The organism is Wenyingzhuangia fucanilytica (genome assembly GCF_001697185.1).
GTDB classification, from domain to species: domain Bacteria; phylum Bacteroidota; class Bacteroidia; order Flavobacteriales; family Flavobacteriaceae; genus Wenyingzhuangia; species Wenyingzhuangia fucanilytica.
In genome coordinates this window covers 3,038,064-3,064,086 of sequence record NZ_CP014224.1, presented here as the reverse complement: position 1 = coordinate 3,064,086, position 26,023 = coordinate 3,038,064, and the positions used below count along the sequence as shown (strand labels likewise).

The 26,023-nt window shown below is 32.4% G+C and carries 22 protein-coding genes; 9 read left to right on the top strand and 13 right to left on the bottom strand.

Annotated elements, in window-relative coordinates:
• Window positions 1–8 precede the first annotated feature (8 nt).
• Window positions 9–1,376: a hypothetical protein gene (locus tag AXE80_RS12630; protein WP_068827910.1), complete on the bottom strand. Its 1,368-nt coding sequence runs from the start codon at window positions 1,374–1,376 to the stop codon at window positions 9–11.
• 17 nt (window positions 1,377–1,393) lie between these two features.
• A complete protein-coding gene (locus tag AXE80_RS12625; protein ID WP_068827908.1) occupies window positions 1,394–3,835 on the bottom strand; it encodes a TonB-dependent receptor in 2,442 nt (813 codons plus the stop codon).
• Between the two features lie 102 nt (window positions 3,836–3,937).
• Here AXE80_RS12625 and AXE80_RS12620 point away from each other — a divergent pair, with 102 nt between their 5' ends.
• Window positions 3,938–4,999: an AraC family transcriptional regulator gene (locus AXE80_RS12620; protein WP_068827906.1), complete on the top strand. Its 1,062-nt coding sequence runs from the start codon at window positions 3,938–3,940 to the stop codon at window positions 4,997–4,999.
• Here AXE80_RS12620 and radA read toward each other — a convergent pair.
• The 4 genes from radA to panC form a co-directional block, all read right to left on the bottom strand.
• On the bottom strand, window positions 4,910–6,265 hold the full coding sequence (radA, locus tag AXE80_RS12615; protein WP_068827904.1) for a DNA repair protein RadA: 1,356 nt from the start codon (window positions 6,263–6,265) through the stop codon (window positions 4,910–4,912). The two genes, AXE80_RS12620 and radA, sit on opposite strands and share 90 nt — an antisense overlap.
• A gap of 79 nt (window positions 6,266–6,344) precedes the next feature.
• Complete coding sequence (locus AXE80_RS12610; RefSeq protein WP_083194670.1) at window positions 6,345–7,316, bottom strand: lysylphosphatidylglycerol synthase transmembrane domain-containing protein; 972 nt, start codon at window positions 7,314–7,316, stop codon at window positions 6,345–6,347.
• Window positions 7,317–7,318: 2 nt separating this feature from the next.
• Window positions 7,319–7,669, bottom strand: a complete 351-nt coding sequence (gene panD / locus AXE80_RS12605) for an aspartate 1-decarboxylase (protein ID WP_068827901.1) — start codon at window positions 7,667–7,669, stop codon at window positions 7,319–7,321.
• Window positions 7,670–7,723: 54 nt separating this feature from the next.
• Complete coding sequence (gene panC / locus AXE80_RS12600; protein ID WP_068827900.1) at window positions 7,724–8,566, bottom strand: pantoate--beta-alanine ligase; 843 nt, start codon at window positions 8,564–8,566, stop codon at window positions 7,724–7,726.
• Window positions 8,567–8,669: 103 nt separating this feature from the next.
• Between panC and AXE80_RS12595 the strand changes: the two genes are divergently transcribed.
• Entirely contained in the window at window positions 8,670–9,479 is an 810-nt protein-coding gene (locus AXE80_RS12595) for a glycogen/starch synthase (protein ID WP_068827898.1), read from the top strand.
• Between the two features lie 9 nt (window positions 9,480–9,488).
• Complete coding sequence (locus AXE80_RS12590; protein ID WP_068827896.1) at window positions 9,489–10,898, top strand: DUF4270 family protein; 1,410 nt, start codon at window positions 9,489–9,491, stop codon at window positions 10,896–10,898.
• A gap of 71 nt (window positions 10,899–10,969) precedes the next feature.
• On the opposite strand, the gene groL is transcribed toward AXE80_RS12590, so the two are convergent.
• The 7 genes from groL to miaB all read right to left on the bottom strand — a co-directional run bounded on the left by groL (window position 10,970) and on the right by miaB (window position 17,384).
• Complete coding sequence (gene groL / locus AXE80_RS12585) at window positions 10,970–12,598, bottom strand: chaperonin GroEL (protein WP_068827894.1); 1,629 nt, start codon at window positions 12,596–12,598, stop codon at window positions 10,970–10,972.
• Window positions 12,599–12,616: 18 nt separating this feature from the next.
• A complete protein-coding gene (locus AXE80_RS12580) occupies window positions 12,617–12,892 on the bottom strand; it encodes a co-chaperone GroES (protein ID WP_068827892.1) in 276 nt (91 codons plus the stop codon).
• 134 nt (window positions 12,893–13,026) lie between these two features.
• A complete protein-coding gene (secG, locus tag AXE80_RS12575) occupies window positions 13,027–13,395 on the bottom strand; it encodes a preprotein translocase subunit SecG (protein ID WP_068827890.1) in 369 nt (122 codons plus the stop codon).
• Window positions 13,392–14,126 carry a hypothetical protein gene (locus AXE80_RS12570; RefSeq protein ID WP_068827885.1) on the bottom strand — a complete coding sequence of 245 codons (735 nt, stop codon included), beginning with the start codon at window positions 14,124–14,126 and terminating at the stop codon, window positions 13,392–13,394. Before AXE80_RS12570 ends, secG begins: the two co-directional genes overlap by 4 nt.
• Before the next feature lie 4 nt (window positions 14,127–14,130).
• Window positions 14,131–14,640: an LptE family protein gene (locus tag AXE80_RS12565; protein ID WP_068827883.1), complete on the bottom strand. Its 510-nt coding sequence runs from the start codon at window positions 14,638–14,640 to the stop codon at window positions 14,131–14,133.
• Between the two features lie 26 nt (window positions 14,641–14,666).
• Window positions 14,667–15,902: a sigma-54 interaction domain-containing protein gene (locus AXE80_RS12560; RefSeq protein WP_068827881.1), complete on the bottom strand. Its 1,236-nt coding sequence runs from the start codon at window positions 15,900–15,902 to the stop codon at window positions 14,667–14,669.
• Window positions 15,903–15,929: 27 nt separating this feature from the next.
• On the bottom strand, window positions 15,930–17,384 hold the full coding sequence (miaB, locus tag AXE80_RS12555) for a tRNA (N6-isopentenyl adenosine(37)-C2)-methylthiotransferase MiaB (RefSeq protein ID WP_068827879.1): 1,455 nt from the start codon (window positions 17,382–17,384) through the stop codon (window positions 15,930–15,932).
• Between the two features lie 171 nt (window positions 17,385–17,555).
• Between miaB and topA the strand changes: the two genes are divergently transcribed.
• The 6 genes from topA (at window position 17,556) to porN (ending at window position 25,945) form a co-directional block, all read left to right on the top strand.
• A complete protein-coding gene (gene topA, locus AXE80_RS12550; RefSeq protein WP_068828899.1) occupies window positions 17,556–20,054 on the top strand; it encodes a type I DNA topoisomerase in 2,499 nt (832 codons plus the stop codon).
• A gap of 15 nt (window positions 20,055–20,069) precedes the next feature.
• Window positions 20,070–21,224 carry a formimidoylglutamase gene (locus AXE80_RS12545; protein ID WP_068827877.1) on the top strand — a complete coding sequence of 385 codons (1,155 nt, stop codon included), beginning with the start codon at window positions 20,070–20,072 and terminating at the stop codon, window positions 21,222–21,224.
• A gap of 96 nt (window positions 21,225–21,320) precedes the next feature.
• A complete protein-coding gene (porK, locus tag AXE80_RS12540; protein WP_068827875.1) occupies window positions 21,321–22,697 on the top strand; it encodes a T9SS ring complex lipoprotein PorK/GldK in 1,377 nt (458 codons plus the stop codon).
• 47 nt (window positions 22,698–22,744) lie between these two features.
• Entirely contained in the window at window positions 22,745–23,413 is a 669-nt protein-coding gene (porL, locus tag AXE80_RS12535) for a type IX secretion system motor protein PorL/GldL (protein WP_068827872.1), read from the top strand.
• Window positions 23,414–23,462: 49 nt separating this feature from the next.
• Entirely contained in the window at window positions 23,463–25,025 is a 1,563-nt protein-coding gene (gene porM / locus AXE80_RS12530) for a type IX secretion system motor protein PorM/GldM (protein ID WP_068827870.1), read from the top strand.
• Between the two features lie 8 nt (window positions 25,026–25,033).
• The gene (gene porN, locus AXE80_RS12525) at window positions 25,034–25,945 is read left to right on the top strand and encodes a type IX secretion system ring subunit PorN/GldN (RefSeq protein ID WP_068827868.1); all 912 of its coding nucleotides are present in this window, start codon (window positions 25,034–25,036) and stop codon (window positions 25,943–25,945) included.
• Window positions 25,946–26,023 lie beyond the last annotated feature (78 nt).

Here is a 26,023-nt window from a genome sequence, read left to right as displayed (position 1 = left end):
CTAATTTTTTAGTATGCTCCTAAATAATAACTACCAGCAATAGTTTTTAGAGTAGCTCCTTTTGTAATTTCTTTTGTTTGAGTGTTTATAAGATAAAGTGATCCTGTTTTACCTGAAGGAGTTAATGGAACATAAGCAATATCTCCAACCAAACCAATGTATTGGAACTGACGTAAAGAAGTTGATAAATCTGCATCAGTCTCAACATCTGTTGCTAATTTAACTGAGTTTGATGGATTGTTTAAGTCAATTAAAGCAACGTATCCTCCAGCTGTATCAGCTAATGTGTATAAAACAACACCTATACCGTTTTTAACATATCTCCAAGCTTTAATTTGTGCTCCTGTAACACCAATAGCATCGTTTAAGTCAAAATGATAACTTTGGTCATAGTCATTAGTTGCACTACTAATACGTAAAATATCTGCACCTGATGTAGCAGTTGCTTGGTATACATGACCATCTGTACCCACATATTGTGTCATAGTACGGTAAGAATTGTTAACTTCTGTTGAGTTTGTAGAAGTAATAACCGTAGGGTTTTTTAATGAAGGGTAATCTAATACTAAAGTTTTTGTCCCTTCAATTTCACCGTAAGGCCATACTGGAATACCATCATCATCTAAAGTAGGAGTAGCAGTAACGTCATATTTTCTTGTTCTACATCCAATAAAAAGTTTAGTTTTAGCAGCGTTTAAGATAGGTACATCTACACGTCCTACATTGTAACCAGCAGCTCTTTCTTGATCTGTCCAAGGAAAATCAAATATTGCTGTGTTTATAATGGCAGTTTGATCTAAATCTAAAACAGCTATTTTTATTTCACTATCAGCACTTACAAAAGTGTAATTTCCAGCTTCACCTTCATATTTTACATCATAAGAACTAGCATAAACACCAATACCAATACCTTCTGCAGCTTTCATCCAACGAGGTGATGTTCCTAAAATTGCAGCTGTATTTAATTCGTATCCTACTTCTTGATAATTAGCTCCTTCACCAACAGCATATTTGTTAAATACACCACCTTCTGTACCTGTATACTGTATGTTGTATAAGTATTTACCATCTGCCGATGCTTGTACACGAGCGGTACGGCTAGATTTTAAACCAAGACCTTCTACAAATACTCCGTCTTCTATTTTAAAAAGATCTACTTCGTAATTTGGGTCAGCTGCATTTTCTAATGTTATTCCATAAGCACGAGTTCCTCCATTTCCTCCTGTTCCAGTGTCATCAGGGAATGAACCTGTTAAGGTAATGTAACGTGTGGTATCCTCTGGAGAGGTTTCTGTTCCTGTTATTTCCTCATCGTTACAGCTTCCTAAAGCTAAAGCGATACTTAATAATCCTATTTTAAATAGATCTTTTTTCATGTTATTAATTTATTTTATTATAAAAATTTATTGATTGTGTAGTTTAATTTGAAATAGATTCCTCTACCTGGTTTTTGTATGTTAAAATTATCATAGAGTTGAGCGTTAAATATGTTTTTAACGTCTAGACTTGCTACTAATTTTTTAGACGGAAAACGATAGCTTAATCCAACATCATGTGAAATTTGATATGGGGTTTTAGACCATTCTGGTTGTCCCCAGACAGTGTAATACTCTTGAACATATCCCACTGTATAATAGGTGTTTAATATTGATTTTTTTTGAAATAAATCATTGAATCTATATTGAAAATTAGTATTAACAGTAAAAAAAGGTTCGTTAATTACTTGTTGGTTGTAATATGGTTCATCTTTAGATAGATTGTTGAATTTTGAAAAATTAAAAGATGCATTTAACCTGTTGTTGTATATATATATAAGTTCTACTTCGTAACCCAATGTTTGGGTTTTTCCAAGATTTACGTATTTGGTAACTTGTATGTCTGCATCTGCCTCCTCTTCAATTTCTGATACGTCAACCGCTTGTTTGGTAATGATGTCGTAACCATTACGCCAAAAAGAATTTGCATAAACAGATATTTTGTGTTTGTCTAAAAATGTTACTGCGTTTAAACGAAAACCTAGATTGTAGTTGACGTTTTTTTGTGGTTTTAATTTGGTGTTAGGAAGGATGTTTAATTCTGCAGCTCCAAATAGTTGGTTGTCAATAGGTGATATATAAGAACTTTCCGTAGAAGCAATAAGGTATAAATTTGGGATAACATTATAGGATATAGTAGCTCCGTATCCAAAATTAGAGTTCGTTGAAACTGTATCTTTTTTTACAATAGAATTCACTCCGTTTGAAGTTGAAATTTGGTATTCTGTTTGATTTGTGTGGTTATATGTGTATTTACCTAAAAAGTTTGTTAATAACCTTTTATTAAAGCTTTCTGCTTCGTAATTAAAAGAAATTATGTGTTGAGAGATTGTACTTAATGTTGCTAAATCTTCTTTGCTTGGATTTAATAAATCTTGGTCTTCTCTATCTGTAGACTCGTACTTATGATTTAGAGATATTTTGTGTCCATCAGTCAACAAATATCCTAAGTTAGAACGCATGTTGGTGATTTTTCTATTTGTGTTTGAAATTACTTTTTTCCCTTGTTGCCCACCATTAAGTGTTTTAAGAGGAACTCTTTCTCCAAACTCAATAACTTCTCTTGGCTTTCCATCCCAGTTATATGCAATACCAACAGTGTCTTGTAAATAAGTGCTTCTATAACTTCTTGCAGCATTTACGTTTAATGTTAAGTCTTTTGTTAGTAAATCTTTTTTACTATAGTTAAGCAACATTACATGAGCTTCTGTTTCATTAAACCTACCTACATATGGAACAGACATAGTAACACCATGAGGAATTTCTCTGTAATTACTTGATCCATTATAACCTATAAAAAATTGATCTGCCCATTTAGTGTCTGCAAAGCCAACTTCAAAACGTCCTCCAAGTGCTTTGTAAGTATTGTTAAAACGTTTGGCACGATATGGTCTGGTAATTTGTCCTAAGTGGTTTACATAAGTTGTAGAGTTACCCCAGGTTTCATAACTATTATCTGTGTAAGTATAAAAGGCACTACCTCTAAATGCAAGACCTGTTTTTTTGTCACGTATAATTGCACCAACATCAGACTGAGAAGTGTTAAACGATCCGTAAGATGTAGCTAAAGTAATGTTGTTTTGAGAGACATCTTTTTTTAACACCACATTTATGGCTCCACCTGCATAATCACCAGTAAGGTGTGATGGCAATACTCCTTTGTAAACTTCTATGCGTTCAATCATAGAAGTTGGTATGTTGTTAAGGTTAAAAGATTGCCCGTAAGTTGAAATTTCTAATCCATCAAGAAATATTCCAACAGCACTTCCAGACATACCATTTAAGTTGTATTCTACATTAGACCCAATTCCTCCATTTTGTCTTATACGTATACCAACAGACCTGTCTAATAGTTCATTAGTTGTTAAGTTTCTTAAAGATGCTTCTTTGGTATCTATTACGTTTACCGCAAAACCCTCAGTTTCTATTTTTGTTTTTTCAGTTTTAGCTTTCACAACTACTTGCTGTAAGGCTTCGGAGTTTTCTTTTAAAGAAAAGTCGCAACCTATATTTTGATGTCTTTTATTTTTGGTGACAAATATTTCTTTTTTTTCAGGAGTAAAACCCATGTATGATGCTTGTACAATGTGTTTTCCTTCAGAAATATTATGGATGATGTATTCTCCTTTATCATTTGCTACGGTAGCATATTTATTACCGTCTACCAAAACAGTGGCTCCTAATAAAGGCATTCCATCTTTAGCAATCACTTTTCCTGTAATTATGCTATGTCGTCCTTGAGCCAAACCAGCTAGAGTGGCTAGGAAGAAAATTAAAAGAATGTGAATTTTACTAAGCATCTTATTTAGATTTGATAAAAATAAATTACTTTTGCAAAAGTATGCTATGTAGAAAGGTTCTATATAACGCGATAGGAATTTATTATAACGCAAAAAGAATTAATGGAAATTCGTTTTAAAAGTTCAGAATGTAATAAGGGAGAATTGGTTAAAGTTTTTAAAAAAGATTTTAAAAATTCTGGTATAGAGGAGTACGAGTATTCTGAGTTTGATGAAGGGGTTGTAGGTCTTGTAACAGAAACACATTTAAATAATGCTTATGTATTGTGTCAAGATTATAATAACAATAATACAGAAAATTCAACATTGGAAGTGCAGCAAAGCGAACCTGTTTTGTTGTTGCAATTTGTGTTAGAAGGAAATGTTACATGTTGTTTTAACGAGGAAGAAGTTTCTAGTTTTTCTTTGTCTAGTAATAGTTATAACCTTTTTTATATTCCTACATCAAAACGTTTATATAGGTATACTACAAAAAACAAACATGTTTTAAATATTTATTTTTCAGAAACTTTTATACAAAACAAGTTAGGATATTGTTTTATAAATTCTTTTAAAAACTATCATAAGGCAAAAAAGGAAAGTTTGCCTTTTGCTTTTTTTGATGGAGGATTAAATATGAGTATTCAGTTAAGAGCAATTATTGATGAATGTTTACAAAGTTCGTTTGATGGTATTGCAAAACAATCTTTTATGGAGGCCAAACTAACCGAATTAGTTTTGTTGTCTTTAATAAAAAATAAGACTGAAGAAAATGTATTCGAGTTAAGTTCTGATGATAGAGAAAATTTAAAAAAGGTAGAACACTATATCCACTCACATTTAAAGAAAGAGTTAAATATTTCTGAATTGTCTTTAATAGCAGGTTTAAATACTTCTAAGTTTAAAAAAACATTTAAAAATGTTTATGAAACAACTGTTTTTAAATACATAACCTCTTTAAGGATAGAAAAGGCTAAAAAATTAATTTTAGAGGAAAACTATACTATTGCTCAAGCATCTTATGAGGTGGGCTATAAAAATCCTCAACATTTTACTGTAGCTTTTAAAAAGAAGTTAGGATATTTACCAAGTCAGTTAAAAAAGCATATCCACCAAATCCTCTATTTTGCTTATTTTAATGATTTCGATATTGCTCTCCTTTTGGGAAACTTTGCAGAATTTTGATATAAATATTTTTTCAAAACCTAATTTTTCTGCTTCGGTAATTCTTTGTTCTACTCTGTTGATTGGTCTAATTTCTCCAGTTAAACCAACTTCTGCGGCAAAAGCATAATTTTGTGGAATTGGTTCGTCTTCGTTACTAGATAGTACTGCAACTATTACAGCTAAATCAATCGCAGGATCATCAACAGAAATACCTCCTGTAATGTTTAAGAATACGTCTTTTGCCCCTAATCTAAAACCAGCTCTTTTTTCTAAAACGGCTAATATCATGTTTAAACGTTTTAGATTGTACCCTGTGGCAGAGCGTTGCGGTGTACCATAAACTGCTGTGCTTACCAAAGCTTGTACTTCAATCATTAAAGGGCGCATACCTTCTAGGGTAGCAGAAATAGCAGTTCCACTTAAATCTCCATCTTTTTTAGAAATTAATATTTCTGAAGGGTTTTTTACTTCACGTAAACCACCACTACGCATTTCAAAAATTCCTAATTCTTGAGTAGATCCAAAACGATTTTTTAAAGCTCTTAAAATTCGGTAAGTATGGTTTCTATCTCCTTCAAATTGTAAAACAACATCAACCATGTGTTCTAAAATTTTAGGTCCAGCAATACTTCCTTCTTTGTTAATATGACCAATAACCAAAACAGGAGTTCCTGTTTCTTTGGCAAACTTAATCAACTCAGTTGTGGTTTCTTTTATTTGAGAGATAGATCCAGCAGAACTTTCTACATAATCTGTATGTAGAGTTTGTATAGAATCAATCACTAAAATTTCTGGTTGTTCTATTTGTATGGCTTTAAATATTTTTTGGGTGTTGGTTTCGGTCAAAATCAAACAATCTTGATTTAAATTTTGAACGCGTTCTGCTCTTAATTTTATTTGGGTTTGACTTTCTTCTCCCGAAACATATAAAACTTTGTGTTTCATGCTTAAAGCCACTTGGAGCATTAAGGTAGATTTTCCTATTCCTGGCTCACCACCTAATAAAATAATAGATCCTGGTACAATTCCGCCACCCAAAACATTGTTTAATTCTGTACTAACGGCATTGTATCGAACTTCGTTTTGAATTTCGATATCTTTAACCTTTAGTGCAACATTGGCTTTTCTAGGTTCGGTGTCTATTTTCCAATCGGATTTTTCTTCCTTAGTTATTACTTCTTCAACAATGGTATTCCATTCTTTGCAAGTACCACATTGTCCCATCCATTTAGCATGTTGTGTACCACAATTTTGACAAAAGTATGCTGTTTTTGTTTTAGCCATTATTAAGCAGTTTGTAAAGTAGGTAAAAGTTGAAAGTTGTAAATGTAATAAAAATGAAATATTAAGTTTTTCTCGTTACTCAATACTTATTTTTATTTAAAATAGGCAAGAATAAAAATGATAATCCACCTAAAACAATTACCAATACGGTTTGAGAGGTCCATGCAATCCAACCAAAACTAGCTCCAATAGTTTCTGGAATGGCGTATAATAAAAGTGCTTGTTGCATAACATATGGATAAGCTCCAATTCCCCCATTAGTAGTTGCAAAACTAAAAGTACCCATAATAAAACAGATTAATATGGCGTCCAATCCTAAGTGGCTAGTTTCTGGAAAAGCATAAATTACTACATATAACATCAAAACATATAGCGCCCAAATTAAAAAAGTGTAAAATATATAAGTCCACTTTTTTTCCATGGTAAACAGGGTTTGAATTCCTTCTACCAAGCCAATCACAAAAGTTCTTATTTTTACAAAAAGAGGTTTTGTTGATTTTTTGATGGCATTAAAAAGCACATAAGCAACACCTAAAAGAATCAATCCAACAACACCTAGTAGTATAGGGTTAGGAGGGATTCTATCAATAATCAACTCTTTAATTAATTCGTATTGTGCAAAAAAAGCTAAGACTATTAAAAGTAAATAGACTACCATATCTGCTAGTCTTTCGGCAACAATAGTTCCAAAAGCTTTTTCAAAAGGAACATTTTCGTACTGATTAATAGTTGCTGCTCTTGTAAATTCTCCTGCTCTTGGAATTCCTAAATTAACCAAGTAAGCTACAAAAACAGCCATAGCGTTGTTGTGAAATTTTGGATTGTAACCTAAGGGTTTTAACATAAATTTCCAACGATAAGCCCTACAGACATGACTAAGAAAACCTAAAAATAAAGACAAACCAATCCACCAATAATTAGCGTTGTAAAAGGAATGTTTAATTTCTGTTAGTTCTTCTTGAGTAAATTTAGAAAGTGATAACCAAATTAAAAAAGCACCTAATAAAAGAGGAAATACTGTTTTTAATGTTTTTTTAGCACTAGGTTTCAATATTAAGTAAGGGTATTAGTTTCTTCGTTAGGAAATACAATAGAAGGACTAAAGTTTTTAGCCTCTTCAAAATCCATCAATCCGTAAGAAATAATAATGATTATATCACCCGGAGCAACACGTCTAGCGGCAGGTCCGTTTAAAGTAATTTCACCACTATTTTTTTCTCCAGGAATAATGTAAGTATCTAAACGCTCACCATTGTTTACGTTTACTATGGATACTTTTTCTCCTTCAATCATGTTAGCGGCTTCCATTAAAGCTTTATCAATAGTAATACTACCAATATAGTTTAAATCAGCTCCGGTAACCTTGACTCTGTGTATTTTAGATTTTACTACTTCAATTTGCATGGTGCAAAATTAATTATTTATATCTTAATTTACCTTATAACTTTTTATAATAATTTATAAGGCAATGTTATCTATCAATCTTATCTCTCCTGCAAAAACCGCAATAAAAGCTCTGTACTTTTTATTTTGATCTAAAGCAGTTACGCTTTTTAAATTACTTTCATCAGCAATAGTAAAGTATTCAAGTACCAAATTATGATGGCTTTTAAATTGATTATTCACCCATTCTTCAATCTCTTTTGGAGAAGATGAATTGATCATTTCTTTAGCTTCGGTAATGGTTTTATATATAAAAGCAGCGCTGTTTCTGTGCTCGGTGGTTAGTCGCATGTTTCTTGAGCTACGTGCTAATCCATCATCTTCTCTATCAATAGCGCAACCAATAATATTTACAGGTTGTTTTGTAATGCTAACTAGTTTGTTAATAATTTGCAGTTGTTGATAGTCTTTCTCCCCAAAATATGCATTGTTTGGTTTAAGGATGTTAAACAATTTTTTAACAACTGTTCCTACACCATTAAAATGATTGTCCCTAAACTTTCCTTCCATTTCTTTGTCTAAACCATCAAAATCAAAAAGTTCTGCAACCTCATTTTTATCGTACATTTCATCTGCATTTGGAGTAAATACAATGTCACAATTTACGTTTTTTAGCTTTTCTAAATCTTCGTCAAGTGTTCTAGGGTACTTTTCTAAGTCTTCAGGGTTGTTAAATTGGGTTGGATTTACAAAAATACTAACCACAACAACATCATTGTTTTTCTTGGCATTCTCAATTAATGACAAATGACCTTCGTGTAATGCTCCCATAGTAGGAACCAAACCAACAGTAAGCCCTTTAGATTTTAGGTCTGAAATGTAAGAATTAGCTAATTCTTTGATAGAGAATACTTTCATTCGTGATGTTTACTTTTAAGCAACTGCAAACTTACTATAAATACCTGTATATTGGGTAATTTTTCGTATTTTTGCAAAATTATATTCAATAATTGAATGATTTATGAAGAACAAGAGAGTTTTATACGTTTCTAGTGAGGTAACCCCATATACACCTTTAACAGAAATGTCAGAAATGTCTTTCGAGGCGGCAAAAAAAGCCCATCACAAGGGAGTACAAACAAGAATTTTTATGCCGAGATTCGGTTTGATTAATGAAAGAAGACATCAATTACACGAAGTAATAAGACTTTCAGGAATGAACTTAGTTGTTAATGATATGGATATGCCTTTAATTATTAAGGTAGCTTCTATCCCTAAAGAAAGAATGCAAGTTTATTTTATTGACAACGAAGAGTACTTTAAAAGAAAGGCAACTTTTACTGATGATAAAGATGAACTATTTGCAGATAACGACGAAAGAGCTATCTTTTTTGCAAAAGGTGTTGTAGAAACAGTTAAAAAATTAAACTGGGCTCCTGATATTATTCATGTACATGGATGGATGGCATGTTTATTGCCATTGTATCTAAAAGAATATTATAAAGACGATGCCTTGTTTGCCAATACAAAAATTGTAACTTCAGTTTATGATAATGAGTTTGAAGGAACTTTAGATAATAGTTTAGCAAACAAAGTGCGTTTTGATGAAATTTCTGATGAAAAATCAAAAGTGTTAGAAAATCCAACATTTGCAAATATCATCAAAAGTGCAATAGATAATTCTGATGCAGTCATCAAAGCAAGTAGATTTGTAAATGATGATTTAGAAGATTATTTAGATGATTTAGAAAAACCATATCTTGATTATCAAACAGAAGATACATTTGCAGAAGCATATTTAGAATTTTACACAGAAAAAGTTTTAAACTAAAAGAAATATATGAATCTTTTAAAAAGAAAATCTTTAAAAACCATAGCAGCTTTTGGTACTATGGTTTTTTTTATGAGTTGTACAAATGATGTAGTAACAACAACCGGTGGGTTAATCAATAACAATAATTTTGTTAAAGATACCATCAACCTAGAGCCTGTTTTATCTACGGTTAATATTGATACTGTAAGAACCAACTTACTTAGTACTTATTTGTTAGGAGAGTATACAGATGCTAAATTAGGGAACTTAAAGGCTTCAATTGTAGGGCAATTAGCACCTAGTCTTTATCCGTTAAAAAGAACTACTGCAGAAACTCCAGGAGAAGTTACTACTTCTGATGTTGAGGTTACTTTAGAACTACCTCTAACATTGGTTAATAAAGAAGATTCAACAATAGAATTTGATGTAGCTAATTTTGTAGGAGATGTCAATTCAAGCATTGATGTTACCGTTTCTACATTTACAACTTATTTAGAGCAGCTAAACGCCAATGGGGCTTCTAGGGTTTATTATTCTAATGGAACTAATGATGCTGCTAGTAAAGAAGATTTGGGAACAGAAACTGTTTTAGGTTCTAGAGAAAATATTTTTTTAGGTGTTTCTTATACAGAAGCAGATACTCTAAAAATTACTTTAGATAACACTTATTTTGAATCTAAATTAAACGAGTTAGATGCTTTGGATATTAGCAATAGCGAAGACTTTAGATTGTTTTTTAAAGGTTTAAAAGTAACTGCTACAAAAGATGGTTTAGGGTATGCAGTTCCTTTTAACTTGTCTTTGGCTAGGTTAAGAATTATGTATAAAAATACAGATGCTTTAAATACCGAAACAAATGAGGAATTAACTTTTAAGTTTCAAGGTGTTGTTTATGATTTGTACGAACATGATCATGCAAATAGTAACGAAGCAGATAAAGTATATGTACAAGGTGCTGGAGGATATGAAACGTCTGTTGATATTTCTAGTTTCATTACAGCAAACAGTGTCGCTTCTCAATCTGAAAATTGGCTTATCAATCAAGCAAAATTAAAAATTTATGTTGATGAAATAAACGACCAAACTTTACAGAGTTTTTACTTATATGGTATTAAGAGTGATGGAACTTTAGCTGTTGTAAATGATTATATAACGCTTGGAGTAGGAGATGTTAACGGAGTTGTTGGTTATGAGGATATAGAAAACGAAGAGCATCCTTATATTTTGTTTTATATCACAGACTTTATAAAGGCGGCTTTGGCAGAAGGAGAAGTGGCTGAGTTAAGAATAAAGGCTAGAGAAACTACAGAAAATACTAGTATAAATTTATCTTCATCTATACCAAAAGGAGCTTTGTTGTTAAGTAATGATACCGACAATACAGATAATATAGATAAAACACCTAATTTAGAAGTAATATATTCTAAAATTGAATAAACCTAAAAAGGTATTGTATAAAAAAATCCCAACTCATTGAGTTGGGATTTTCTTTTTTTATAAAGTAATGACTACATCATTCCTGGCATTCCTCCGCCACCCATTGGCATTGCAGGAGCATCTTCTTTAATATCAATTAACGTACATGCAGTTGTTAAAATCATACCAGCAACAGAAGCAGCATTTTCTAATGCAACACGAGTAACTTTGGTAGGGTCAATAATTCCGGCAGCAAACATTTGAACGTATTCTTCAGTTTTAGCGTTGTAACCAAAATCAGCAGCACCTTCAATTACTTTAGCAACTACTACAGATCCTTCACCACCTGCATTGCTTACAATTTGTCTTAAAGGTTCTTCAATAGCTCTGTTTACAATAGCAACTCCAGTTTTTTCATCACTGTTGTCTGTTTCTATATTTGCTAATGCAGCTTTAGCTCTAACAAGTGCAACACCTCCACCGGCAACAATACCTTCTTCTACAGCAGCTCTAGTTGCGTGTAAGGCATCGTCAACTCTGTCTTTCTTTTCTTTCATTTCTACTTCAGATGCAGCACCTACATATAGTACAGCAACACCACCAGCTAATTTAGCCAAACGTTCTTGTAACTTTTCTTTGTCGTAGTCAGAAGTAGTTGTTTCAATTTGAGCCTTAATTTGGTTGACTCTCGCCTCAATAGCTTCAGAAGAACCAGATCCGTTAACAATAGTAGTATTGTCTTTATCAATAGTAATAGTTTCAGCAGTTCCTAAAACTTCTAAAGTAGCATTTTCTAAAGTCAATCCCATTTCATCAGAAACAACAGTACCTCCTGTTAAAATAGCTATATCTTCTAACATTGCTTTACGTCTATCACCAAATCCTGGCGCTTTTACAGCAGCAATTTTTAAGGCTCCACGTAATTTATTCATCACCAAAGTAGCTAAGGCTTCACCATCAACATCTTCAGCAATAATTAATAAAGGTTTACCGCTTTGAGAAATAGGTTCTAAAATTGGTAATAACTCTTTAAGGTTAGAGATTTTTTTATCGTATAATAAAATATATGGATTGTCTAATTCAGCCAACATTTTTTCTGAATTGGTTACAAAGTAAGGAGATAAATAACCTCTGTCAAATTGCATACCTTCTACAATATCAACATAAGTTTCGGTTCCTTTAGCTTCTTCTACAGTAATAACACCTTCTTTTCCAACTTTTCCAAAAGCTTCGGCAATTAAATCACCAATAGAATTGTCGTTGTTTGCAGAAATAGCCGCTACTTGTTGAATTTGACTAGAGTCAGAACCCACTTCTTTAGATTGTTCTGCTAATCCTTCTACAATTGATGTTACAGCTTTGTCAATACCCCTTTTTAAATCTAAAGGATTTGCACCAGCAGCAACGTTTTTTAATCCTTCTTGTACAATTGCTTGTGCCAATACAGTTGCAGTAGTAGTACCATCACCAGCTAAATCGTTGGTTTTAGAAGCCACTTCTTTTACCATTTGCGCTCCCATGTTTTCTAAAGGATCAGATAATTCAATCTCTTTAGCAACAGAAACTCCATCTTTAGTAATGTGTGGTCCTCCAAAAGCTTTACCAATAACTACGTTACGACCTTTTGGTCCTAAGGTTACTTTTACTGCATTTGCCAATGCATCTACTCCACGCTTTAAACCGTCTCTTGCTTCAATATCAAAAATAATGTCTTTTGCCATTTTGTGTAAAATTTTTTATTAGATGATTGCGAAAATGTCGCTCTCTCTCATGATTAAATAATCTTTTCCTTCGTAAGCTAACTCAGTTCCAGCATATTTACCGTATAAAACAGTATCCCCTACTTTTACAGTAATAGGCTCATCTTTTGTCCCTTTACCCGCTGCTACAACAGTACCTGTTAAAGGTTTTTCTTTTGCAGAGTCTGGAATAATTAATCCAGAAGCAGTTTTTGTTTCCGCTGGAGCTGGCTCTACCAAAACTCTATCAGCTAATGGTTTAATGTTAATGCTCATATTATTTAATATTTAAAAGTTATTATTGATTCTTTATTATTCGAAAAGTGTGCCAATTGCCGATTGGCATAAGTATAAAAAAAAATGTCATCATGTAGTGACATGATGACATTTTTGTATGGTAATAATAGTGCTTATTCTTCAGTTGATTCCTCAGCCGCTGGAGCACTTTCATTCATAATATCGTCAATGTCAGCAGCGTTATCATCAATAGGAGCTACTTCATCTCTTTGTTGAATAGTGTTTTGTAACTCAGACTTGCTAGCTTCATCTCTAGGAATTGCTAAACTAGATAATAAAATTAATGCTAATAAAGCAATAGCCAAAGTCCAAGTTGCTTTGTCTAAAAAGTTGTTTGTGCTTTGAACACCTCCAATAGTACCACCAGAACCTCCAGTTAATGAAGACGATAATCCTCCTCCTTTAGGGTTTTGAACTAGTACAATTAAAATAAGTAGTATTGCTACTACCATGATTACTATTAACAATAGGTTGTAAGTCATAATTTATTATTTTGTAATATTTTGATTCTTTGTATTTGGTCTGCAAATAAACTACTTTTTTCTGGATATTTCAAACTTAAAATCTTGTAGGCTTGAATTGCATTTTCATATTTTTTTTGAGCAAGATAAACTTTGGCTAAAGTTTCGGTCATAAGCTCATTAGAAATATCAGTATTACTGTTTGCAACGGTAGTGCTATCAATAGGGGTGTTTTTTTTGATAGGGCTTATTTTAGGGTTGTTGCTAATAAATTGATTGATGATTTTTAACTTTGGATTGCTAACTTTTTCAGTTTCATTTTTTTCTATAGAATCCTTACGTTTTATGGGTGTAGGATTAGAAATTTGAAGCCATTGGTTAAAGCTGTGTTTTTCTGAATGGGTAAACTGAAAAGGTTGTGCAACTTCTTGTTCAATTTTTTCTTGAGGAGTATTTGCCTCAAGTGGTTCATTGGTTATGTTTTGTTCATCAACTATCTTAGAAATCTTTTCTTGAGGTTTGGTTTCTTCAATCTGGGTGATAAATTCAAAAAGAATTTCTCTATTAACAGTATGTGCAGCTACATTTTTAAGAGCATTATTATATTTAAAATGTTCTTGCTGATGGTATTTTTTTAATAAAAGTGTTTTGTTTAGTTGAAAATAAGGGAATTTATCAGCAATATTTTCTAGAGTCTCTAGGTTTAGAGTCTCTATGTTTTGTGATTTAATTGCTTGTGTAAATTCTTGCATGGTTTTACCAGTTGGCTATAGATGCGTTAAAAATATTTTGAGTAATTCTTTCGAAAATTTCGTCATAAGCCGCTTCTAGATTAGCACCCTGTAAAATGGTGTTGGCATCGTAGTCATAAAAGTGGCTGAATTTTTTTTCAAAGTTTTTTTTCTCATCTGTTCTGTTGTAAAAACGAACGTTAACCTCTAGGGTTAATCTGTTTTGTGCTGCTGTTTGGTCTGCAGTAGCAGTCATAGGGGTAATGGTGTATCGGGTAATTTCTCCTTCAAACTGTAAATCACCGCTAGATTTTACCAAATCTAAATTGGTTTGAGTGATGAAAAAATCTTGTAAAGCCAATGTAAATGCTTGACTTAAACTAGGTTCTACTAAGTTGGCATTGTTGTTAAAAAAATCAATTTGAATGGTTTTAGCATTACCAGTATCACCTCCTGTAAAACTATAAATTCCACAACTAATAACTGTAAGTAGAGAGGTGAATAGAATAAATTTTGATAAGATTTTTTTTAACATAACAAATGGCTTATGGGTAAATATAATTATAAATTATATTGTTTTATTTTTCGGTATAAAGTTCTTTCAGAAATTCCTAATTCTTTGGCTGCTAACTTACGTTTGTTGCTGTTGCGCTCCAAAGATTTTTTAATCATTTCTATTTCTTTATCCTGTAAAGATAGATTTTCATCTTCTTCTACGGTTTCTATATAGTACTCTTCGTCATCATCTTCTCTAAGGTCGTCATCATCATTATGAAATGAAACTAGATTTGAGTTGTTGTTAATGCTAGGACTTGGAGCAAGCGTTTTGGTAGAAGAGGTTTCTAAAAAAGCCTCGGATTCTTTTACTTTGCTTCCGTGCATAATATTTAAAGTTACCTTTTTCAACTCGTTTAATTCAGCTCTTAAATCATAAATCATTTTTAAAAGTCCTGATTTTTCTTCGCCATAAGAATTACTGTTTTCGTCAATAATCATTGGAAGTGTTGAAGAGCTTAAATTAGGTAAATATTGTTTTAGTTTATTAGCGTCAATATTTCTGTTTTCTTCTATTACTGATATTTGTTCAGCAATATTTCTCAATTGTCTGATGTTTCCCGGAAAATGGTATCTAATTAATAAATCTATAGCATCATCGGTTAAACGGACAGTTGGCATTTTATATTTTTGAGCAAAATCAGAAGCAAACTTTCTAAACAACAAGTGGATGTCTTCGTTTCTGTTTCTTAAAGGAGGAAGCTCAATTTCTACCGTACTTAATCTATAGTATAAATCTTCTCTAAACTTTCCTTTTTTAATAGCTTCAACCATTTTTACATTGGTTGCTGCTACAATTCTAACATCAGTTTTTTGAACCTCTGAAGAACCAACTTTAATAAATTCACCATTTTCTAAAACACGTAATAATCTTACTTGAGTAGTTAAAGGGAGTTCACCAACTTCATCTAAAAAAATGGTTCCTCCATTGGCAACTTCAAAATATCCTTTACGAGTGTTGGTAGCTCCGGTAAAAGCTCCTTTTTCGTGTCCAAACAATTCACTATCAATAGTTCCTTCTGGAATGGCACCACAGTTTACAGCAATATAATTATTGTGTTTTCTTTGTGATAATTGATGGATAATTTTAGGGATGCTTTCTTTTCCTACACCACTTTCTCCAGCAACCAATACAGAAATATCTGTAGGGGCTACACGGGTAGCTTTTTCTATAGATCTATTTAATTTGGGATCGTTTCCTATAATTCCAAAACGCTGTTTAATTACTTGAACAGATTCCATAATAGTTTTTTTGATAATGCTAAATAATTATGAGTGACTTACATATTCTCCTAACAATGTTGCCGAAGTACAATCTGTAATTTTAACTTTTACAAAATCTCCTACTTTTTGATCTCCTTTAGGGAAAACAATAGCGTAGTTTTGTGAGTTTCTAGCCATCCAATGTTGATCAGATTTTTTAGAATTTCCTTCTATTAAAGCAACAACTGTTTGTCCTAAATAAGCTTCAGTGTTGGCAAGACTCATTTTTCTTTGTAAATCAATTACTTCTTGTAAGCGTCTCTTTTTATCTTCAGCAGGTACATCATCTGGGAATTTTTTCTCGGCCAATGTTCCTGGTCTTTCTGAATAAGCAAACATAAATCCGTAATCGTAGTTTACGTATTCCATTAAAGATAAGGTGTCTTTGTGTTCTTCTTCAGTTTCACCACAAAAACCAACAATCATATCTTGAGAAATAGCACAGTCTGGCAATAAAGTTTTAATGTTGTCAATTAATTCCATGTACTCTTCACGAGTGTGCTGGCGGTTCATTCTTTCTAACACAGTAGTGCTTCCAGATTGAACAGGTAAATGTAAATATCTACAAATATTAGGATATTTAACCATGGTGTGAAGTACATTAATGTCCATGTCTTGTGGGTTGTTGGTAAAAAATCTTACCCACATTTCTGGAAAAGTACTAGCAACCATTTTTAACAAATCAGCAAATCCAACAGCAGTAGCTTTGGCAATATCGCTTGCTTTGTCAAAATCTTTTTTAAGTCCTCCACCATACCAAAGATAACTGTCTACATTCTGACCCAATAAGGTCACTTCTTTATATCCTTTGGCTTGTAAATCCTTAATTTCAGAAATAATACTTTGTGGATCTCTAGATCTTTCTCTACCACGAGTAAAAGGAACTACACAAAAAGTACACATGTTATCACAACCACGAGTAATAGTAACAAAAGCAGATACTCCATTAGAATTTAAACGAACTGGAGAAACATCAGCATAAGTTTCTTCTTTAGATAAAATAACATTTACAGCATTTCTACCTTCGTTTACTTCTTCTAAAAGATTAGGGATGTCTCTATATGCATCAGGACCTACTACTAAATCTACAATCTTTTCCTCTTCTAAAAATTTAGATTTTAAACGCTCTGCCATACAACCCAAAACACCAACTTTCATGTTAGGATTAATTTTTTTGATAGCATTGTATTTTTGCAAACGTTTACGAATGGTTTGTTCTGCTTTTTCACGAATAGAACAAGTATTGACCATAACAAGATCTGCTTCTTCTAAGTTTAAAGTAGTGTTGTATCCTGTTTCTGATAAAATAGAAGCAACAATTTCACTATCATTCATATTCATTTGGCAACCATAACTTTCTATATAAAGTTTTTTGGTGTTACCTTCTTTAAAGTCAGTAGAAAGCGGATGCCCTTGCTTATTAGCATCAATAATCTTTTCTTCTGTTGTAACTCTACTCATTTTATGTGATTTTCTAAGGATGCAAATTTACAATAATTATTGTGATTTATGACAAGATGTCAGAAGAGATGTTGTTAAGAATATACTTAAATTAAGGAATTAAAATTTTCGTTTTAATTTTTCTCCCTACTTTTGTGTGAAATTAGAGATTTTAAAAGAGGTAAATTATTTATGGCGAATAATCTGGTAATAGTAGAGTCACCTGCAAAGGCAAAGACAATAGAGAAGTTTTTAGGAAAGGATTTTCAAGTGGAGTCTAGTTTTGGGCACATTGCAGATTTACCGTCAAACGGATTGGGAATTGATGTTGATGGAGATTTTTCACCAACATATTTGGTTTCGGATGATAAAAAAGCGGTAGTCAAAAAATTAAAATCTTTAGCAAAAAAAGCAGAAACTGTTTGGCTAGCGAGTGATGAGGACCGTGAAGGAGAAGCTATTGCTTGGCATTTAAAAGAACAACTTAAATTAAATGATGATAATACAAAACGTATTGTTTTTCATGAAATTACCAAATCAGCTATTTTAAAAGCGGTAGAAAACCCAAGAAAAATTAACTATAATTTAGTTGATGCTCAGCAAGCACGTAGAGTGTTAGATAGAATTGTAGGATACGAATTGTCTCCTGTTTTATGGAGAAAAGTAAAAGCAGGGTTATCTGCAGGTAGAGTACAATCGGTTGCGGTACGTTTAATTGTAGAAAGAGAACGTAGTATTTTAGAATTTGTAAGTGAGGCAAGCTATAAGGTTGTTGCTGAGTTTTATAACGATGAAGGAAAAAGTTTTAAGGCTACTTTGCCAAAAGCTTTTGAAACAAGAGAAAAAGCCGAAGCGTTTTTAAAACAATGTATAGGTGCAGAATTTAAAATTGCAGATTTAACAACCAAACCTGCAAAAAAATCTCCAGCAGCACCATTTACCACTTCAACTTTACAACAAGAGGCGGCAAGAAAATTAGGGTTTTCTGTATCAAAAACCATGACAGTTGCGCAACGTTTATACGAAGCCGGGATTATTACTTACATGAGAACAGATAGTGTAAACTTATCTGATGAGGCTAAAAAAGCAGCAGCTGATGAAATTACAGCATCTTATGGAGCAGAGTTTAGCAAGCCAAGAAATTACAATACCAAATCTAAAGGAGCACAAGAAGCGCACGAAGCGATTCGTCCAACAGATATGACACGTCATGAAATCAATGAAGAATACGATCAAAATAGATTGTATGATTTGATTTGGAAAAGAACTTTGGCTTCTCAAATGAGTGATGCACAATTGGAACGTACTAACGTTAAAATTGAAAATAATAAAAACACAAAAGTTTTCACTGCAAACGGTGAAATGATCAAGTTTGAAGGTTTCTTAAAAGTGTATTTAGAAGGAAACGATAACGAAGATGAAGAGCAAGATGGAATGTTACCACGTTTAACAGTAGGTGATGTTTTAGAGCACGAATATATTACCGCTACACAGCGTTTTACTAAAGCTCCATATAGGTTTACAGAAGCATCTTTGGTAAAGCAATTAGAAGAATTAGGAATTGGACGTCCGTCAACGTATGCTCCAACTATTTCTACTGTTTTACGTAGAGGTTATGTAGAAAAAGGAACTGTTGAGGGAGAAGAAAGAGCTTATGAGCAATTTGTCTTAAAAAATGATAAAGTTGCTTCAAAAACTTTAACAGAAAAAGTAGGTTCTGATAAAGGAAAATTGGTTCCAACTGATATCGGAAACATTGTAAATGACTTTTTAGTAGCGCATTTCGAAAAAATTCTTGATTACGGATTTACTGCAAAAGTAGAAGCTCAGTTTGATGAGATTGCAGAAGGAAATGAGGAGTGGATTGGAATGATTAAAGATTTTTACAAAGGTTTTCATACCAATGTAAAAGATGTAGCAGAAAATGCCGATAGAGAAAGTGGAGAGCGAATTTTAGGAAAGCATCCAGAATCTGGAAAAACAGTTTTGGTTCGTTTAGGAAAATTTGGACCCTTGGCTCAAATTGGAGGTCCCGATGATGAAGAAAAAGAATTTGCTAGTTTGTTAAAAGAGCAAAACCTTGGAACAGTTACTTTAGATGAGGTTTTAGATTTGTTTCTATTACCTAAAAATTTAGGAGAATATAAAGGAGAAGAGGCCGTGGTTTCTAATGGACGTTTTGGTCCTTATATCAAGTATGGGGCAATGTATGTTTCTTTAGATAGAGGAGAAGATCCAATGTCTGTAGATTTTGACAGAGCTGTTGAGTTGATAGAAGCTAAGATTAAAGCCGATGCTCCAATTGCAGAGTATGAAAATCTACCTGTACAAAAAGGAGTTGGGCGTTTTGGACCTTTTATCAAGTGGAATAATATTTTTATCAACGTAAATAAAAAATACGATTTTGATAATTTAACTTATGATGATATTGTTGAATTAATTGAGGTTAAGAAACAAAAAGAAATTGATAAAGTTGTTCATAACTGGGAAGAAGAAGGAATTAGAGTAGAGAAAGCTCGTTGGGGAAGACACAATATTATTAAAGGAAAAACAAAAATTGAACTTGCCAAGACAATAGATGCACCTGCTCTTACGTTAGAAGAGGTAAAGGATATTATTGAAAAAAATGCTCCTAAGAAGAAAACAAGAGCAAAAAAAGCACCAGTTAAAAAAACAACCAAGAAAAAATAGTATTTCATCAAAGTTATGATTCAAGATTTTTTTACACCGATATCTGCTGAAGTACTTTCTTTTAAGGAGACTTCTAAGGAAATGTTGGGTTGCCAATTAGTGAAGCATACAAAAGAGTTGGGTTTTCCTGATTTGGACAAAGTAAACTTGGCTTTTTTTGATGTTAGAGAGGAGAGAGGTGCTGTAGGTAATGAGGGAACAGGCATTGGTGCTGATGATATTCGTAAACAATTGTATCAATTATATACAGGGAATTGGGGTGTTTCAATTGTGGATTTGGGAACCATTTTACCAGGTAATGAAATAAAAGATACCTATTACGCTGTTCAAGAAACGGTTGATTTTTTGTTAAAAAGAAACGTATTGCCAATCATTATTGGAGGTGGGCAAGATTTGATTTATGCCAATTATAGAGGATATAATCAATTAGATCAAGCGGTAAATTTAGCAGTTGCAAGTCCAAAATTTAGTTTTGGAAATATAGAAGATGATTTAAACTCAAACTCATATTTAAGTAAAATCATTTTAGAACAACCTTGTAACTTGTTCAATTACGCTAATTTAGGATTTCAAACCTATTACAACGCTCAAGAGGAAATTTCTTTAATAGAAGGTTTGTCTTTTGAAGCATTTAGAGTTGGAGCCTTAAAAGATATTGCCGTTGTTGAGCCAGTAATGAGAGATGCGGATATTGTGGCTATTGATATGGGTGTAGTAAGATGTAGTGAAGCACCAGCAAACGGAAATGCTAATCCAAATGGATTATATGGAGATGATATTTGTGCAATTGCTAGGTATGCAGGAATTAGTGATAAAGTAACCTCTTTTGGGATATATGAGTACAACAAACTATTTGATGTAAATCATCAAACAAGTAAGTTAATTTCTCAAGTAATTTGGTATTTTATCGAGGGTTATTCATTAAGAACAAATGATTACCCATATGGTTCAAAAGATAGTTATTTAAAATATTTAGTCCCTTTTGAAAATGAAGTGATTAGTTTTTATCAAAGTGATAAAAGTCAAAGATGGTGGATGCAGGTTGATATCCCTACACAATCCAAATATAAAAGACATGTATTGGTGCCTTGTTCCTATGATGATTATTTAAACACCATAGAACAAAAAGTGCCAGAAAGATGGTTTAATGTACATAGAAAGATATCATAGGTTTATATTGAAAGAATATGACTCGCAGTTTCATTGTTGAGTTAGATTTTTTTTCTAAGTTTACGCAATTCTATAAAAAAGATACAACAAGATAATATGAAGAAAATACTGTTCTTATCCATAGTATACATTACGCTAGTAAGCTGTAGTGGGTTTGGAGATAAAGGAGAACTTGTAGGAGCAACATCTGAAAATCCATGGTTTGCTGAAAAGCCTTTTGGAATGGTATTAGTACCTGGAGGTTCTTTTACAATGGGGAAAACAGAAGAAAACAGATGGGGTGGATTTGAAATGCCTCCTAGAAGTGTTGCTGTTAAAGAGTTTTTTATGGATGATACTGAAATAACCAATAGCGAATATAAAGAGTTTGTGTATTGGGTTAGAGATTCTATCGTGAGATCAGAATTGGCTAATTATGCAGAAGGTTTTTCAGGTTTAGGGGATAAATCCGATTTTGGTATTGCAGATTATAAATATATAGATGCAGAGGCTGATGCCGATCCTGATAAGTATACCCCTTATCAAAATTATATGTTAAAGACCTATGGAACAATAAAACAAAACCATAAAGGAACACTGCCTTTAAATTGGGAAGTTCCTTTATATTGGAAAACTGATGAATATCCAGACGAAGGATATGCCGAGGTTATGGATCAATTGTATTTACCGCAAGAAGATGTGGGTGGAATGAAGGTGTTTGATGTTACGCTGTTAAAATACTCTTATATAGCCAACACAAAACAAAATAAGGTTAACATTGCTAAAAAGAATAACTATGCTGAGGTAGACATAAATGTTTATCCAGATACTACGGTATGGGCAAAAGATTTTGAGTATTCTCATAACGATGTTATGGTTGATAATTATTTTTGGCATGCTGCTTTTGAAGAATATCCAGTAGTTGGAGTTTCTTGGAATCAGGCTAAAGCTTTCTGTAATTGGAGAACAAAAAAGAAAGATGATTTTTTAAGAACGATAGGTTCTGGTGTACAAGTTCCGACTTTTAGATTACCTACTGAAGCAGAATGGGAGTTTGCTGCCAGAGGTGGAATTGAAAACGGAAAATTTCCTTGGGGAGGTCCTTATGTAACTGATAGAAATGGTTATTACTTGGCCAATTTTAAACCTAAAAGAAATAATTTTGCTGCAGATGGATTTACCTACACTGTAGAAGCAAAATCTTTTAAGGCTAATGATTATGGTTTGTATAACATGGCCGGAAACGTTTCGGAATGGACATCAACAGCCTATAATACTACAGCAGCCTATATTACAAGTTCTTTAAATGCAGATGTTGATGATCCTGCAAATAAGAGAAAAGTAATAAGAGGAGGTTCTTGGAAAGATATCGCTTATTTTTTAGAAGTAAGTACAAGAGATTATGAATATGCAGATTCTGCAAAAAGTTATATAGGGTTTAGAACCGTACAGGATTACTTAGGTGATGCTAAATGGGGAGGACTTGATTATTAACAAAAAGATTTATTAAAGAAAATTAACAAAAACTATTTTTTACACTTATGGATTTAAACTCAACAGGATTTAAGAAATTTATGGCAATGGCTTATGGTTTAGGAGGAGCAGTTGTTATTTTGGGAGCTTTATTTAAATTAATGCATTGGCCACATTCTAGTGAAATGTTAGTCATTGGTTTAGGAACGGAAGCTGTTATTTTTGTGATTTCTGCCTTTGAACCATTACCCAAAGAAGAATTAGATTGGGCATTGGTATATCCTGAATTAACTGGTAGTGGAAGTTCATCAAAAAAGAAAAAAGAAGAGACTCCAGAAGGGGTGTTGACTAAAAAAATAGATGAAATGTTGGCTGCTTCTAACTTAGATGCAAATGTCATTAACAAGTTAACAACAAGTATGAACAATCTTTCTGATGCTGCTAAACAAATTGGAGAAAGTTCAGGTTCTGTTGCAGATACTAGTAAATACAACAAAGAAATAAATGCAGCAGCTAATCATTTAGAAAAGATTAATGCTATGTATGCTACTCAAGAAGATAGCATGAACAAAGTACAATCTGCTCAAATGGAAGTATTAAGTAACCAAACCAAATTGGTAAACTCTGTATCTGAAAAATCTGAAGAATTAACTAGACAAATGGAAAGTTTGTCTAAAAATATTGCTTCTTTAAACAGCGTTTATGGAGGTATGTTATCAGCAATGGGAAATAAATAAAGCTCTATCATAAATAAATCTAGTATTAAATTAAAAAAACTAAATCTTTATGGCAGGAGCAAAATTAAGCCCTAGGCAGAAAATGATTAACCTTATGTACTTGGTATTGCTAGCATTATTAGCAATGCAAGTATCTGTTGAGGTTATGGAAGCATTTTCTAAAATGTACGAAAGATCTGAAGATGCAATAGAACAAGGAATTGAAAAAAACAAAGCGACTTTAGCTGATTTACAACAGTTGAGTAAAGAGAATCCAGCACAATATGCTGAGATTTTCCAAACAGCTACTAAAGTAGAATCTTTGTCTAAAGATTTTATTGCAGAAATAGGAGTCTTAAAAAACAAGATTAAAGAAGCCAATCCGGTTGATCCAGAAACAGGTGAGTTACCTGCAAAGGAAATGGGTAAAGGTGATTTAATGGATGAATTTTTATTTGTAGGTGGTAAAAACAATAAAGCAGGAGATAAATTTGTAGCTGCAGTTGATACTTATAGAGAAGAAATGTTAAAATTAATCTCAGCCTATCCAAATATTGTTAATCAAATCAACGCTAGTTTTGAGACAAAACCTACAAAGGTTAATGGAGCAAATAAATCTTGGTTAGATTATAATTTTAAAGGAATTCCAACTATCGGTACCATTGCTATTTTGTCTAGTATGGAAAGTACTGTGTTGAATATAGAAAACGAAACTTTAACAAATTTTGTTTCTGGAAGGTTAAAAAAAGCAACTTCTGCTAATAATTTAAAAGCATTAGTAATACCAAGTAAGACTGCTTTTTTTGAAGGTGAAAAATTTGAAGGAGAGGTTTTGTTAGCTAGTAGAGATGACTCAAAAGTTCCTAATAAAGTTGTAATCAATGGTAAAACATTAGATTTAAACGATACAAAGGTTTTTAACAATGGGGTAGTTTCATTAGCATTACCATCGGGTAAAGTTGGAGAAAATACGATTGTTGGTGAATTTACGTTTATAGAAAACGGGAAAGAAGTTAAAATACCTGTAAACAGTAATTATGCAGTAGTGCCAAAACCAAGTGGAGCGGTTATTTCTGCAGATAAAATGAATGTGGTGTATAGAGGAATTGAAAACCCTATTACCATTTCTATGGCAGGAATTAATGCTAATAAAATTAATGCTAGTGCAACAGGATTAAGAAGAGTTAGTGGATCTAGTTATATATTAAGACCAGGTGGAGGAACATCTGTACAGATTAATGTAACAGGAACAACAGACTCTGGAGAAACAATTAAATCTGCACCTGTAACGTTTAGAATTAAAGATATTCCTGCTCCAATGGCTAGTATCCGTGGAGAGTATGGATCTATTAGTATGCCAAAAACAAGTTTAGCAAAATCATCTGTAGCAGCTGGTTTACCTGATTTTGTTTTTGATTTAAAATTAAATGTGTTAAGCTTTAAAGTAAAAGTGCCAGGAAAAACAACAGTGATTGTTAATGGTGATAGAATGAATGCTCAAGCACAAAAAGCAATAGCATCTGCAAGTAGAGGAGATATTGTTACTATCTTTGGTATTAGAGCCGGAATAGTAGGAAACTCATCTTATAAACTTAAAGAGGTGTTGCCAATCAGTGTAGAAATTTCTAATTAATAACTAGAATGAAAAATAATAAATTAATATATAGCTTCGTGTTTCTGTTTTTTGCAACAGTTTCTATAGCATTTTCTCAGTCTAATTACGGACTTTTAAACGCTAAGAAAGTTTCAGAAATTGGAAGAAAATCAGATGATCGAGTTAGGTTAGATCAAGACAAACCATTACCATATGAGTATGTTGATGAAAGAGATATACTATGGTCTAAAGTAGTTTGGGAAACTATTGATTTGTATCAAAAACAAAACTTTCGTTTGTATTATCCAGTAAATGATGATAACAATCCAACTTCTTCTAAATCGTTATTTGTTAATTTATTAGAAAATATTAGAAATGGAAATATTGTTGAGGTTTACGAAGATTCTCAATTTATTAATAAATTGCCTGTTTCTGAGATTGAAAAAAAATTAGTTAGAGTCGATACTGCTAGCTATGGTTATGATATGTTAAATCAAGGGGAAACCAATATTGATGAATACATTGATAAAAACTACATCAAAGCACAAGATATTCAAGCTTATCAAATTAAAGGAATCTGGTATTTTAATAAAAGAACTAGTCAAATGAATTATCGTTTATTGGCGATTGCTCCTTTGGCTCCAGATGTACAAACTATTGGTAGAGATGATGTGATAGATGATGAAATTTATCCTTTGTTTTGGGTGTTTTATCCAGACGCTAGAAACGTATTGCATCATGCACAACCTGTAAAAGGTGGTTTTGCTGCTTATACAGAATCTTTTGATTATTTGTTAAATATCAGAGATTTTGCTTCAGTAATTATTAGAGAAGAGAATATGTTTGGAAATAGAAGTATTAATGAATACATCAGAGGAAATTCTTTATTCCAATTAAGAGAAGCACAAAATATTAAAAATGAAATTAGAGATTTAGAGTCTGATATGTGGACTTATTAATCTTGGGAATTTATTAATAGATATATAAAAAAAACTTTCGCAATTTGTGAAAGTTTTTTTTTATTCTTGTAGATTATG